The sequence below is a fragment of the Allobosea sp. genome (genome assembly GCF_036675845.1).
Lineage (GTDB): Bacteria > Pseudomonadota > Alphaproteobacteria > Rhizobiales > Beijerinckiaceae > Allobosea.
Genome location: NZ_JAKFED010000046.1, coordinates 1 through 13,291, shown reverse-complemented (window position 1 = coordinate 13,291; position 13,291 = coordinate 1). Strand labels below are relative to the sequence as shown.

The 13,291-nt window shown below is 68.1% G+C and carries 10 protein-coding genes and 1 tRNA gene; 7 read left to right on the top strand and 4 right to left on the bottom strand.

The genetic code is table 11. The features are described from left to right. Window positions 1–41: 41 nt before the first annotated feature. Window positions 42–2,309: a phosphoenolpyruvate--protein phosphotransferase gene (ptsP, locus tag V6M56_RS04640; RefSeq protein WP_332681687.1), complete on the bottom strand. Its 2,268-nt coding sequence runs from the start codon at window positions 2,307–2,309 to the stop codon at window positions 42–44. 104 nt (window positions 2,310–2,413) lie between these two features. After that, window positions 2,414–4,021: an alpha,alpha-trehalose-phosphate synthase (UDP-forming) gene (locus V6M56_RS04635; RefSeq protein ID WP_442881079.1), complete on the bottom strand. Its 1,608-nt coding sequence runs from the start codon at window positions 4,019–4,021 to the stop codon at window positions 2,414–2,416. A gap of 206 nt (window positions 4,022–4,227) precedes the next feature. Here V6M56_RS04635 and otsB point away from each other — a divergent pair, with 206 nt between their 5' ends. Both otsB and V6M56_RS04625 read left to right on the top strand, forming a co-directional pair. Further along, window positions 4,228–5,025, top strand: coding sequence for a trehalose-phosphatase (gene otsB / locus V6M56_RS04630; protein ID WP_332681683.1), 798 nt, complete (start codon window positions 4,228–4,230; stop codon window positions 5,023–5,025). A gap of 51 nt (window positions 5,026–5,076) precedes the next feature. Next, window positions 5,077–6,915, top strand: coding sequence for a glycoside hydrolase family 15 protein (locus V6M56_RS04625; protein ID WP_332681682.1), 1,839 nt, complete (start codon window positions 5,077–5,079; stop codon window positions 6,913–6,915). A 120-nt stretch (window positions 6,916–7,035) separates the two neighbouring features. Here the strand turns inward: V6M56_RS04625 and metW are convergent, their stop codons facing one another. Next, complete coding sequence (metW, locus tag V6M56_RS04620) at window positions 7,036–7,659, bottom strand: methionine biosynthesis protein MetW (RefSeq protein WP_332681681.1); 624 nt, start codon at window positions 7,657–7,659, stop codon at window positions 7,036–7,038. 154 nt (window positions 7,660–7,813) lie between these two features. After that, a complete protein-coding gene (metX, locus tag V6M56_RS04615) occupies window positions 7,814–8,995 on the bottom strand; it encodes a homoserine O-acetyltransferase MetX (RefSeq protein ID WP_332681680.1) in 1,182 nt (393 codons plus the stop codon). 153 nt (window positions 8,996–9,148) lie between these two features. On the opposite strand from metX, the gene V6M56_RS04610 reads away from it, so the two are divergent. From V6M56_RS04610 to V6M56_RS04590, 5 genes are all read left to right on the top strand, one after another. After that, complete coding sequence (locus V6M56_RS04610; RefSeq protein WP_332681678.1) at window positions 9,149–9,985, top strand: chorismate mutase; 837 nt, start codon at window positions 9,149–9,151, stop codon at window positions 9,983–9,985. Between the two features lie 164 nt (window positions 9,986–10,149). After that, the gene (gene hisC / locus V6M56_RS04605; protein WP_332681677.1) at window positions 10,150–11,256 is read left to right on the top strand and encodes a histidinol-phosphate transaminase; all 1,107 of its coding nucleotides are present in this window, start codon (window positions 10,150–10,152) and stop codon (window positions 11,254–11,256) included. Between the two features lie 2 nt (window positions 11,257–11,258). Then, a complete protein-coding gene (locus V6M56_RS04600; RefSeq protein WP_332681676.1) occupies window positions 11,259–12,197 on the top strand; it encodes a prephenate/arogenate dehydrogenase family protein in 939 nt (312 codons plus the stop codon). A 159-nt stretch (window positions 12,198–12,356) separates the two neighbouring features. After that, window positions 12,357–12,432: transfer RNA gene (locus V6M56_RS04595), tRNA-Thr, on the top strand. Window positions 12,433–12,592: 160 nt separating this feature from the next. Continuing rightward, window positions 12,593–13,291 (top strand): tyrosine-type recombinase/integrase (locus tag V6M56_RS04590; protein ID WP_332681675.1); only part of this gene is annotated, 699 nt, incomplete at its 3' end.

Sequence of the window (13,291 nt, the reverse complement as noted above, 5' to 3'; positions counted from 1 at the left end):
ACGGGGCCGGCTGTTGCCGGCGGCTTCGGCCGCGAGCGTCGCTAGACCGGAACCTTCATCTCGGCGGCGAGGGCGGCGAGCAGCGGGCGCAGGCTGGCGGCGCCGTCGGAGGCGGCCAGCCAGGCGTCGAGGCGCTGGCGCGCCTTGCCGGCGTCGAGCGCCCGCACCATCGCCTTGACCGGCCCGACGGAGGCCGCCGACATCGAGAAGGCGCGGTAGCCGAGCGCGATCAGCGCCAGCGTCTCGATCGGCTTGCCGCCCATCTCGCCGCAGACCGTCACCGGGCAGCCGGCCTTGCCGGCCTCGTCGACGATGGCGCGCATCGCCCTGAGACCGGCGGCGCAGAGCGGGTCGAAACGGTCGGAGACGCGCCGGTTCTCGCGGTCGGCCGCGAACAGGAACTGCATCAGGTCGTTGGTGCCGATCGAGAGGAAATCCGCCTCGCGGGCGATCTCCGGCAGCTCGAACAGCAGCGAGGGCACCTCGACCATGACGCCGAGCTGCAGGCTGAGCGGCGCCGGGCGGCCGTCGCGCTCGAGCACGGCGAGCTCGCGGCGCACGATCAGCCTGGCCCGCAGGAACTCGTTCACGGTCGCGACCATGGGCAGCATGATCTTCATGTCGTAGCCGGCGCCGGCGCGCAGCAGCGCCCTGACCTGGGCGCGCAGCAGGCGCGGCTTGTCGAGCCCGATGCGGATCGCCCGCCAGCCCAGCGCCGGGTTCTCTTCCTCGACGCGTTCCATATAGGGCAGCACCTTGTCGCCGCCGATATCGAGCGTGCGGAAGGTCACCGGCCGGCCGTTCGCGGCCGCCAGCACGGCGCCGTAGAGCGCCTGCTGCTCGGCGGTGGTCGGCATGTGCTGCGCCACCATGAACTGCAGTTCGGTGCGGAACAGGCCGATGCCGGCGGCATTGGTCTCTTCCAGGTTCGGCAGGTCGACGAACAGCCCGGCATTGATCTGCAGGGTGATCTCGACGCCGTCCTTGGTCACCGCCGGCTGGGTCTTGAGCTTGCGGTACTGCTCCTGCTTGCGGGCGCGCAGGCGCGCCTTGTCCTTGTAGGCGTTCTCGACATCGGGCTGCGGCCGGATCTGCACCTCGCCGGCCTGGCCGTCGACGATGACCGCGTCGCCCGCCTCGATCAGCGCCGTCGCATTGGCGATCTCGCCGACGGCGGGGATGCCGAGCGCCCGCGCCACGATGGCGATGTGGCTGGTCGGCCCGCCCTCCTCGAGGACGAGGCCGCGCAGATGGGAGCGATCATAGTCGAGCAGCGCCGCCGGCCCCATCGAGCGGGCGATCAGGATGGCGTTCTCGGGCAGCTGCTCGCGGGCGACGCCGTTGGCCTTGCCGACCAAGGTGCGCAGCAGCCGGTTGGCGAGGTCGTCGAGATCGTGCAGGCGCTCGCGCAGATAGGGGTCGGTCTGGCGCTGCATCTTGGCGCGCGTGTCGGACTGGACGCGCTCGACCGCCGCCTCCGCGGTGAGGCCGGTCATCACCGCCTCGCGCATGCGCCGGAGCCAGCCCTGGTCATGGGCGAACATGCGGAAGGTCTCGAGCACGTCGCGATGCTCGCCGGTATGGGCGACGTCGCCGCGTTCGATCAGCTCGTCGATCGCGGCGCGCATCTGCGCGATCGCCGCCTCCAGCCGCGCGACCTCGTATGCCGGATCCTCGGCGATCAGGTCGATGATCGCGACGCGCGGCTCGTGCAGCACGGCGTAGCCGAGGCCGACGCCGTCCGCGAGCGTGGTGCCGATGCCATGGATCGGCCGCTCGAGGCCGATCGCGGCGCCCGGCCTGGACAGCGCCTTCAGGCCGCCGGCCGCGATCATCTCGGCCATGATCATGGCCGTGGTCTGCAGTGATTCGGTCTCGTCCTCGCTGTAGATGCGCGAGGCGCGGTTCTGGATGACGAGCACGCCCATCACCGCCCCGCCGCGCAGGATCGGCACGCCGAGGAAGGAGCGGTAGATCTCTTCGCCGGTCTCGGGCCGGTAGGAGAAGGCCGGGTGGGCTTGCGCGTCCGACAGCGCGATCGGCTCGGCCTCGCTGGCGATCAGGCCGACGAGGCCTTCGCCGGCGCGCAGGGTGGTGAGGTGCACCGCCTCGCGGTTGAGGCCTTCGGTGGCATACAGCTCGAGCGAGCCGTCCTCGCGCAGGACATAGACCGAGCAGACCTCGGCCACGAGATTGCCGGCGATCAGGACGACGAGCCGGTCCAGCCGCTCCTGCGGGCTCACCGGCGCTGCCATCACCTCGCGGAGACGGCGTAGCAGAACGCCCGATCCCCCGAGTGCGCCTCGCATCAATTGCCCTCCGCCCGCCTCCTCAGCCTATCAGGCCGACGTGTCTTTTCAGACCTGACACCGTCCCGCCCGAGTTGCAAGCGAGGCCCGGTCCGTGCCTGCTTCTAGCGAGGTGAGGGCGCGTTCGGCAAGGGCTTGGCGCGTGCGGGCTGCCTGAAATCGCTGCGCTTCTTGCCGAATCCGGCGCCACTCGCCGCGCCTGCCGGCTTCGCGCCACCTTTCGCGGCCGGTTTTTCCGCGGCGGGGCGGCTGCGGACGCTCTGGCGCACCGCCGGCTTGCGCGCTCCGCTCGCCGGTTTCGGCGTCCCCGGCGGCGGTACCGCGCTCTCGGCGGCGCCGGCGCCCGAGAGCGCTGCCAGATAGCGCGAGGTCCACCAGCCGATATCGCTCGAGGCGATCGTGGCGTAGAGCCGCTCGAAGCGCCGCACGCGTTCGGATTTCGGCATGGCGAGCGCGGTCCGGATCGCCTCGGCGACCTCGTGGGTGTCGTAAGGGTTGACGATCAGCGCCTCGCCCAGCTGATGCGCCGCTCCGGCAAAGCGCGAAAGCACCAGCACGCCGGGATCCTCGGGATTCTGTGCCGCGACATACTCCTTGGCGACGAGGTTCATGCCGTCGCGCATCGGCGTTACCAGCCCGACCTGGGCGCGCCGGTAGAAGCCGGCCAGCGCGCTGCGCGAATAGGCCTTCTTGACGACGCGGATCGGCGTCCAGTCGAACTCGCCGAGGGCGGCGTTGAGGCGCCCGGCGACCTCGTCCGACTGCCGGTCGAGCTCGGCATATTCCGGCACGTCGCTGCGCGAGGGCGGGGCGATCTGCAGCAGACCGACATTGCCGCGATGCTCGGGATGGCTGCGCAGGAACTGGCCGAAAGCCTCGAGCCGCTGGACGATGCCCTTGGAATAGTCGAGCCGGTCGACGCCGATCACCAGCTTGCGGCCGCCGAGCGGCCCGGTGGTCGCCCTGATCGGCTGGGTCACGGCGCGCACCGAGGCGGCGGCGAGCTTGCGGAAGGCCTCGACATCGATGCCGATCGGGAAGGCCTGCACCACCGTCGAGCGCGGCCCGGCCCTGACCCGGTCGCCCTCGCGCCGCGCCCCGCGCAGCGCCACCAGGCCGCCGATCAGGTTGTCGGCATCGACCTGGGTCTGCATGCCGACGAGGTCATAGGCCGTCATCGTGCTGATCAGCGTCGCGCTGAAGGGCAGGGCGCCGAACACCTCGGCCGAGGGCCAGGGGATGTGATGGAAATAGCCGATCCGGTTGGTGACGCCGCGGCGGCGCAGCTCGGCGGCCAGCGGGATCAGGTGATAGTCATGGATCCAGATGACGTCGTCGGGCTTGAGCAGCGGCAGCAGCAGCCTGGCGAAGCGGCGGTTGACGGCGAGGTAGCCGGCATAGTCGGAACGGTTGAATTCGGTCAGGCCGAGCCGGTAATGCATCAGCGGCCACAGCGCCCGGTTCGAGAAGCCGAGATAATAGCTCTGGCGTTCGGCCTCGCTGAGATCGACCACGGCGTAGGAGACCTTGCCGAGCCGCACCGGCTCGACGCGGGACGAAGGTTCGGCGCTCGTCGCTCCACTCCAGCCGAACCAGAGCCCGCCATGCTGCTCGAGAGCCGAGCGGAGCGCCACCGCCAGCCCACCCGCCGCCACCTTTTCGCCGCGCTCCGGCATGGTGACGCGGTTGGAAACCACCACTAGACGCATAATGCCTCACTTTTCGTTGACGAATGCCGCATAGGCGCGGGAACAGAACGCGCCGGCAGACGTAATGTTTCGTGTGCAGGCCGGCCATCTTGGCCGGATCGCGTCGTCGCCGTGACCGGATCATGGCGACGGCGGCAAACTGAACCCTGAATGTGGCGAGCCGACGGACGGTCGTCCTTTCGCCTGTTTCGTTGTCTAGCAAGGCCGACATGTCGCAAGCCCTGAGCCCCGAAATCGCCGAGCCCGCCGCCGCGGCCGCGGTCCGCACCTCCAAACTAGCACTGTTTCTCGACTTCGACGGAACCCTGGTCGAGATCGCGCCGTCGCCGGAGGACATTCATATCGATCGGCGCGTGCCGGTGGCGCTCGATGCGCTGCGTCAGCGCCTCGGCGGCGCGCTCGCGCTGGTCTCGGGCCGTCCCGTAGCGCTGCTCGACGAGATGATGGCGCCGTATCGCTTCGATGCCGCCGGCCTGCATGGCGCCCAGCTTCGCCTCGGCGGCGAGGATGCGCCGCTTGCCGCCCCGTCCGAGGCGTTGCGCGTGGCGACGCGGGCGATGGTCCGCTTCGCCAATTCCAATATCGGTATCCTCGTCGAGGACAAGCGCCAGTCGGTCGCGCTGCACTGGCGGCTCGCCCCGGCGCTGGCCGAGGAGGCGATGGCGCTGATGGAGCGCCTCGCCGCCGAGATCGGTCCTTCGATGCGGCTCCAGCGTGGCAAGTCCGTCGCCGAGCTCGTGCCGGCCACGGCGAGCAAGGGCGGCGCCATCGCCTGGCTGATGCAGCAGCAGACCTATGCCGGCCGCCAGCCCGTCTTCATCGGCGACGACATCACCGATGAGGACGGCTTCGCCACGGTCAACGCGGCCTCGGGATTGTCTATCCGGATCGGGGAGGGCGAGAGCTGTGCCCGGCATCGGCTTGCCTCGCCCACCGCTTTGCGTCGTATCCTGCTCGGCGCCGCCGATGGCGGCGAGCTCACGCTCGAAACCTTCCTCCAGGACTAGCCTGTCTCCAAGACTAACCTGCCTCCAAGACTAGCTTCATCAGGATCATGCATGACTGTCACAACCGTCGCCACGCCAGGCGTGGCCTCGCTCGATCTCGGCGTCATCGGCAACTGTTCGATCGCCGCCCTGATCGACCGGCAGGCCCGGATCGTCTGGGGCTGCTTTCCGCGCTTCGACCGTGATCCGGTCTTCTGCTCGCTGATCGACAACCAGATCGAGGATGGCGATGCGATGCCGGAGAAGGGCGTCTTCGCCATCGAGATGGTCGGGATGACGCGCTGCGAGCAGAGCTATCTCGACAACACCGCGATTCTCTCCTCGGTCCTCTCAGACGATCAGGGCAATGCGCTCGAGATCCTCGATTTCGCGCCGCGCTTCGTGCGCTATGAGCGCTTCTTCCGGCCGCCGCAGCTGGTGCGCCGGGTTCGGCGCGTCTCCGGCCGGCCGCGCGTCCGCGTCGTCGTGCGGCCCTGCCTCGGGCTCGGCGAGGTGCCTGACGAGATCACCCGCGGCTCCAACCATGTCCGCTTCGTCGGCGCCGACCAGACCATCCGCCTGACCACGGATGCGCCGATCTCCTATGTGCTGGAGAGCATTCCCTTCGCGGTCGAGAAGCCGTTCTCCTTCTTCCTCGGCTCGGACGAGGCGCTGCGCGCCGAGATCGAGACGACTTCGCGCGAGTTCCTCGACAAGACCACCGACTATTGGCACGACTGGGTCCGTTCGCTCTCGATCCCGTTCGAATGGCAGCGCGAGGTGATCCGCGCCGCGATCACCCTGAAGCTCTGTTCCTTCGAGGAGAGCGGCGCGATCGTCGCCGCGCTCACCACCTCGATCCCCGAGGCGCCCGGAACCCAGCGCAACTGGGACTACCGGTTCTGCTGGCTGCGCGACGCCTATTTCGTCGTGCATGCGCTGAACCGCCTCGGCACGACGCGGACGATGGAGGACTATCTCAGATTCATCACCAACATCGTCGACACCTTCTCCGAGAACGGCGCCGAGCATCTGCCGCCGCTCTATCCGATCACCCGCGGCGGCGAGATGCGCGAGTTCGAGGTGCCCAATCTCGCGGGCTATCGCGGCCACACGCCGGTGCGCGTCGGCAATGGCGCCGCCACGCAGATCCAGAATGACGGCTATGGCGCGGTCGTGCTCGCCGCGACCCATTCCTTCTTCGATCGCCGCCTGATCCAGCCCGGCAAGGAGACGCTGTTCGGCCAGCTCGAGCGCATGGGCGAGCGCGCCATCGCGGTCTTCGACAAGCCCGATGCCGGCCCCTGGGAGCTGCGCGAGAAGCAGGGGGTGCATGCCTTCTCCAGCGTGATGTGCTGGGCCGCCTGCGACCGGCTGGCGCGCATCGCCGGCACGCTTGGCCGCGCCGACCGCAAGGAATACTGGCGCGCCGAAGGCAAGCGCCTGAAGGCGGCCATCACCGAGCGGATCTGGAACCAGGAGAAGGGGCATTTCGTCTCGACCTTCGACGGCGCCGAGCTCGATGCGACGCTGCTGCTCATCGCCGAGCTCGGCTTCGTCAAGCCCGATGACCCGCGCTTCATCGCGACGGTGGAGGCGATCGGCCGCGATCTTCGCCGCGGCGACCTGATCCTGCGCTACAGCACCGAGGACGATTTCGGCTTCATGCACACCGGCTTCCTGATCTGCGCCTTCTGGTATGTCGACGCGCTGCACGCGATCGGGCGCAGGGACGAGGCCAAGGAATTGTTCGGCCGCATCCTGCAGCGGCGCAACAGCTTCGGCCTGCTCTCCGAGGACGCCGATCTCGAGACCGGCGAGCTCTGGGGCAATTTCCCGCAGACCTATTCGATGGTCGGGCTGATCAATTCGGCGATGCGCCTCAGCCGCAACTGGGAAGAGGCGTTCTGAGGAGAGGACGTCATTCTCGGGCGGAGCAAAGCGGAGGCCCGGGAATCTCATGACGAGGAGGCGCCGATCGAAGCCTCCTCCGGCCGGAGATGCTCGGGTCAAGCCCGAGCATGACGCCGTCTACCCCCGCTTCAGCAAAAACACCGCCTGCGCGCCGAACAGGTTCCAGAACCACCAGGGCGCGCTGACGCCGACGCGGCCGCCGGCGACGTCGAGCGCCACCGCCCGCTCCTTGACCGCGCCGATCGTGTCGCAGAGCACGACGAAGTCGCGGATCGTGCAGAAATGGATGTTCGGCGTGTCCCACCAGGAATAGGGCAGGGAGTCCGTCACCGGCATGCGGCCGAGGAAGAAGACCTGGCTGCGCATCCGCCAATGCCCGAAATTCGGGAAGGAGACGATGGCGCGCCGGCCGATGCGCAGCATCTGCTCCAGCACCAGCCGCGGATTGCGCGTCGCCTGGATCGTCTGCGAGAGGATGACGTAGTCGAACGAGTCGTCGGGATAGTCGGCGAGATCGGTGTCGGCGTCGCCCTGGATCACCGAGAGGCCGCGCGCCACGCAGCCGGCGACGCCCTCGCGCGACAGCTCGATGCCGCGCGCATCGACGCCGCGCGTCTCGGCCAGCAGCGCGAGCAGTTCGCCATCGCCGCAGCCGACATCGAGCACCCGCGTTCCCGGCGTCACCATCTCGGCGACGAGGCGCAGGTCGATGCGGCTGGTCTGGCTGTCGGGGAGGGTCACCTGACGCCCCTTGTCGCAAGGCGTGCGAACCACGCCGTCATGCTCGCCCTTGTGGCGAGCATCCACGTCTTGAACACGCCGCCCGATCGGAGAAGACGTGGATGGTCGGGACAGGCCCGACCATGACGGGGGAGGGCGCCTGGGCGCAGCATCGTCAAATCCCTCTTGCCCGTGCCGCCGCGCCGATGAAGCCGCGCGTCGTCGCGAACAGGTTCGGCTCCTCGAGCAGGAAGGCGTCGTGGCCCTTGTCGCTTTCGAGCTCGACGAACGAGACCGAGGCGCCCGCCGCGTTGAGCGCATGCACGATGGCGCGCGAATCGCTGGTCGGGAACAGCCAGTCGGAGGTGAAGGAGGCGACGCAGAAGCGCGTCCTGGTGCCGGCGAAGGCCTTGGCCAGCACGCCGTCATGGTCGGCGGCGAGGTCGAAATAATCCATCGCCCGCGTCACATAGAGATAGGAATTGGCGTCGAAGCGCTCGACGAAGCTGACGCCCTGATGGCGCAGGTAGCTCTCGACCTGGAAGTCGGCGTCGAAGGTGAAGGTCGGGGCGGTGCGCTCCTGCAGCTTGCGGCCGAACTTGCGGTGCAGCGCCGGTTCCGAGAGATAGGTGATGTGCGCGCCCATGCGCGCCACCGAGAGCCCCTTGGCCGGCCGCGTGTTCTCTTCGAGATAGCGCCCGCCGCGCCAGTCCGGATCGGCCATCACCGCCTGGCGACCGACCTCGTGGAAGGCGATGTTCTGGGCCGAATGCTTGGCCGCGGTGGCGAGCGGCAGCGCGCAGAACACCCGCTGCGGATAGCTCGCCGCCCATTGCAGCACCTGCATGCCGCCCATCGAGCCGCCGACGGCGCTGAACAGGCTGTCGATGCCGAGGCTGTCGAGCAGATGCGCCTGGGCGCGCACCATATCGCGGATCGTCACCATCGGGAAGGACAGGCCCCAGGGCCTGCCGGTCTCCGGATTGGTCGAGGCCGGGCCGGTCGTGCCCATGCAGCCGCCGAGCACATTGGGGCAGATCACGAAGAACCGGTCGGTGTCGACCGGTTTGCCGGGGCCGACCATCGCCGTCCACCAGCCGCCCTTGCCGGTGATCGGATTGCGGCTCGCGACATGCTGGTCGCCGGTCAGCGCATGGCAGACCAGCACGGCGTTCGACCGAGACGCATTCAGAGCGCCATAAGTCTGGTAGGCGATCTGCCAATGCTCCAGCACGGCGCCGGAATCGAGTTGCAGCGCCCGCTCCGGCCCGAACTGCGCCAGCAGGCTCGAGGGCCGGTTGGCTTCGGTCAGCGCGTCGGCCAGGGCTTGCGCTTCCTGCGTCGTCCGGTTTGGCATTCCGATTTGTCTTGTCGCCCGACCTGTTCGAAATAGCGGACTTAACCGATGGCGCGCCGCTTGCGCCCTGTCAACGCGCCGATGCGCGAGGGTGCGCTTTGCCAAGCTCTGTCGCGGCAGCTAAGAGACGCGCGAGATTAAAGAGTTGGCGCCATGACCGAAGCCGCCCCGACCACCCTTGCCGATCTGCGCAGCGAGATCGACCGCATCGACGCGGCCATGCATGGCCTGCTGATGGAGCGTTCCTCGATCATCGAGACGCTGATCGCGGTCAAGAAGACGCAGGCCTCGGGCTCGGCCTTCCGCCCCGGCCGCGAGGCCGACATGATGAAGCGCCTGGCGCAGCGCCATCAGGGCCTGCTGCCGCTCGACACGATCGAGGGCATCTGGCGCATCATCATCGCGACCTTCACCTATGTGCAGGCGAATTACGCGGTCCATGCCGACGTCTCCGGCGGCGACGCGCCGATGCGCGACAGCGCCCGCTTCCATTTCGGCTTCACCGTGCCTTACGTGCCGCATGAGGATGCCCGCGCCGTCATCCGGGCTGTTGCTGAATCGGCTGGCGATCTCGGCATCTTCCGGATGGATCTCGGCGCCAGCGCCGGCGTCTGGTGGCGCGATCTGATCGGCGAGGACAAGCCGAAGATCATCGCCCGGCTGCCCTTCATCGAGCGGCCGGACCACCCGGCCGGCACCCCGGTCTACTGCATCGCCAAGCCGCTGGCCGACGCCGCCATGCGCGAGATCGTGCTCTATGCCGCCCGCGTCGAGCGCTGGTCGGAGGCGCTGCGGGCCGGCCTTGGCCAGCATCTCGCCGAGGTCTCGGCCAGCGCCGCCGACGGCTCGCATCTCGGCCTGCTGGTCGCGGCCTCCGGCGAGACTTCCGCTGCGGCGATCCGCGGCGCGCTCGAGCCGGCCGGCCTCAGCGAGTTCACCGAGATCGGCAGCCACGCCGCCCGCTTCGCCTTCAAACCCGCCAGCTCTTGATCCGTTTGAAACTGCGCTCCTGATTCTCCAGCCGTCATTCCGGACGACGCGAAGCGGCGCTCCGGAATCCATCGTAGAGTGCCGAGCCCTCCGATGGATTCCGGGTCGTCCTCCGGCCGCCCGGAATGACGAGGAGGGTCGCCGAACCCGAAAGCCCGACTGCCATGTCCCAGCCCGCTTCCCGCCCCGTCCCGCGTCCCGGCGTTCTCGACATAGAGGCCTATGTGCCCGGCAAGTCGGCCGCTCCGGCCGGCGTCAAGCTGCACAAGCTCTCGTCCAATGAGAGCCCGCTCGGCCCGAGCCCCAAGGCGGCGGCCGCCTATGGCGCGCTCGCCGGCAAGCTCGAGTTCTATCCCGACGGCTCGGCGACGAAGCTGCGCGAGGCGATCGCGGCCCGCTACGGGCTCGACGCCGGCCGCATCGTCTGCGGCACCGGCTCGGACGAATTGCTGCAGATGCTGACCAAGACCTATCTTGGCGATGGCGACGAGGGTGTCTTCACCGAGCATGGCTTTCTTGTCTATCGCATCGCCATTCTCGCGGCCGGCGCGAGGCCCGTGGTCGTGCCCGAGAAGAACCTGACGGCCGATGTCGACGCCATCCTCAAGGCGGTGACGCCGAAGACCAAGATCGTCTTCCTCGCCAATCCCAACAACCCGACCGGCACCTATCTGCCCTTCGACGAGGTCAAGCGCCTGCATGCCGGCCTGCCCTCGAACGTCCTGCTCGTGCTCGACGCCGCCTATGCCGAATATGTCCGGCGCAACGACTATGCTTCCGGCCTCGAACTGGTCGCCGAGAGCGAGAACGTTGTGATGACGCGGACCTTCTCGAAGATCTACGGCCTCGCCAATCTGCGCCTCGGCTGGCTCTATGCGCCGGCCCCGATCGTCGATGCGCTCAACCGCACCCGCGGCCCCTTCAACGTCAACGGTGCGGCGATCGAGGCCGGCGCCGCGGCCATCGCCGACGAGGCGCATCTTGCCGCCGCGATCGAGCACAACGACAAATGGCTGGCCTGGACCACGGCCGAGCTGGAGAAGCTCGGCCTGAAGGTGACGCCCTCGGTCGGCAATTTCATTCTGATCCATTTCCCCAAGACCGCCGGCAAGACGGCAAAGGAGGCCGACGCCTTCCTGACCCAGCGCGGGCTGATCCTGCGCTTGGTCGCGTCCTATGGCCTGCCGGACGCGCTGCGCCTGACCATCGGCAGCGAGGAGGCCAATCGCCTCGTGGTCGCGGCGCTGGCCGAGTTCACGGCCGGCAAATGAGCGTGGCGGAAAGCTTCGCGCCGCGCCGCCACGAGCCGATCTTCGGCCGCCTCGCGATCATCGGCATCGGCCTGATCGGCTCCTCGATCGCGCATGCGGCCAAGGAGCTGAACCTCGCCGGCCACATCGTGCTGAGCGACCGTGATCCCGAGGTGCGCGATCGCGCCCGTGCGCTCGGCCTCGGCCATGAGATCGCCGAGAGCGCTGCCGATGCCGCCCGCGAGGCCGACCATATCATCCTCTGCGTGCCGGTCGGCGCCTGCGGCCCGGTCGCCGCCGAGATCGCCGGCTCCCTGAAGCCGGGTGCGATCCTTTCCGACTCGGGCTCGGTCAAGCATGCGGTGGTCGAGGCGGTGTTGCCGCATTTGCCGGAGGGCGTGCATTTCGTCCCGGCCCATCCGGTCGCCGGCACCGAGAATTCCGGCCCCGATGCCGGCTTCCCCAGCCTCTTCCTCAACCGCTGGTGCATCCTGACGCCGCCGCCCGGCACCGACGAGATCGCGATCTCGCGCACCCGTCAGTTCTGGGAAGGCATGGCGGCGATCGTCGAGGTGATGGGCTCGCAGCATCATGACCTGGTGCTCGCGATTACGAGCCATCTGCCGCATCTGATCGCCTACAACATCGTCGGCACCGCCGAGGACCTGGCGGCGGTGACGCAATCCGAGGTGATCAAGTTCTCGGCCGGCGGCTTCCGTGACTTCACCCGCATCGCCGCTTCCGACCCGACGATGTGGCGCGACGTCTTCCTGCACAACAAGGAGGCGGTGCTGGAGATGCTGGGCCGCTTCAGCGAGGATCTCTCGGTGCTGACCCGCGCCATCCGCTATGGCGACGGCGAGACCCTGCACAAGCACTTCACCCGCACCCGCGCCATCCGCCGCGGCATCGTCGCGCTCGGCCAGGAGAAGCCCGAGACGGAGAAGCTGAAGAAGGGCTGAGGGCCGCGTCGCCCGGCTACGGCACGCGGCGCAGGCCGTTGCGGAGGGGATCGAGCAAGCGCCTCCTGCCCGATCCGGATCGTCGGTCGTCGGCCATGGCCAACGAGGGCCCGCCCCGCCTTGCCAAGCAAGGGCGAGGCTGATACAGCCCGACCCGTCGCCGCAATAGCTCAGCTGGTAGAGCACCTCATTCGTAATGAGGGGGTCGGGGGTTCGAATCCCTCTTGCGGCACCATTTACCCTCCAGAGAAGTCCGTAGGCGTCCGAAAGGAGCCATGATTCTTGGGTAGGGCGTTCTCTGCGTACGTTGCGGTCCATCGTCGTCCGCTGGCATCCAACAACGCTGTTGGTATTGTACGAGGTATCGACGCGATACCAGGACGGACGATACCAACATGGCGCTGACAGACGCTACACTGAGGGCGCTTAAGCCCAGCGACAAAGCCCGAAAAATTGCGGATGGACACGGGCTCTTTATCCATATCGCTCCGAGCGGGGCACGGCTTTGGCGGTATGCGTATCGCTATGCGCGGAAGCAAAAGCTGCTGTCATTCGGCGCGTATCCTGAAATCGGGCTTGCTGAGGCGCGTAAGAAGCGTGACGCCGCCCGCGCGCTTCTGCGCGAGGGTATTGACCCCTCTGTCCAAAAGAAGCTGGATAAGATTGCGAAGGCCGATGCCGACGCTGCCACGTTCACCGTGCTCGCCTCAGAATTGCACGATAAGAAGAAGCGTGAAGGCAAGGCTGAGAGAACTCTTGAGAAGTTTCTCTGGCTCTGCAGCCTTGCCAAGCCGCACATCGGGGATCGGCCGATTGCTGCAATCACTGCTCCCGAGGTGCTGGCCGTCCTTCGCGCCGTTGAGCACAAGGGCGATCTTGAAACTGCGAAGCGGCTGCGCGGGGTCATCGGAGAGGTGTTTCGCTACGCCCTCGCGACCGGCCGTGCCACGGCCGATCCGACGTATGCGTTGCGCGGTGCCCTGACGGCGCCGGTTGTTAAGCATCGGGCGGCCATTACGGACCCTATCGCTTTTGGTGGACTCCTCCGCGCCATCGACGGCTTTCAGGGGCAGCCGACGACCGTTGCCGCGCTG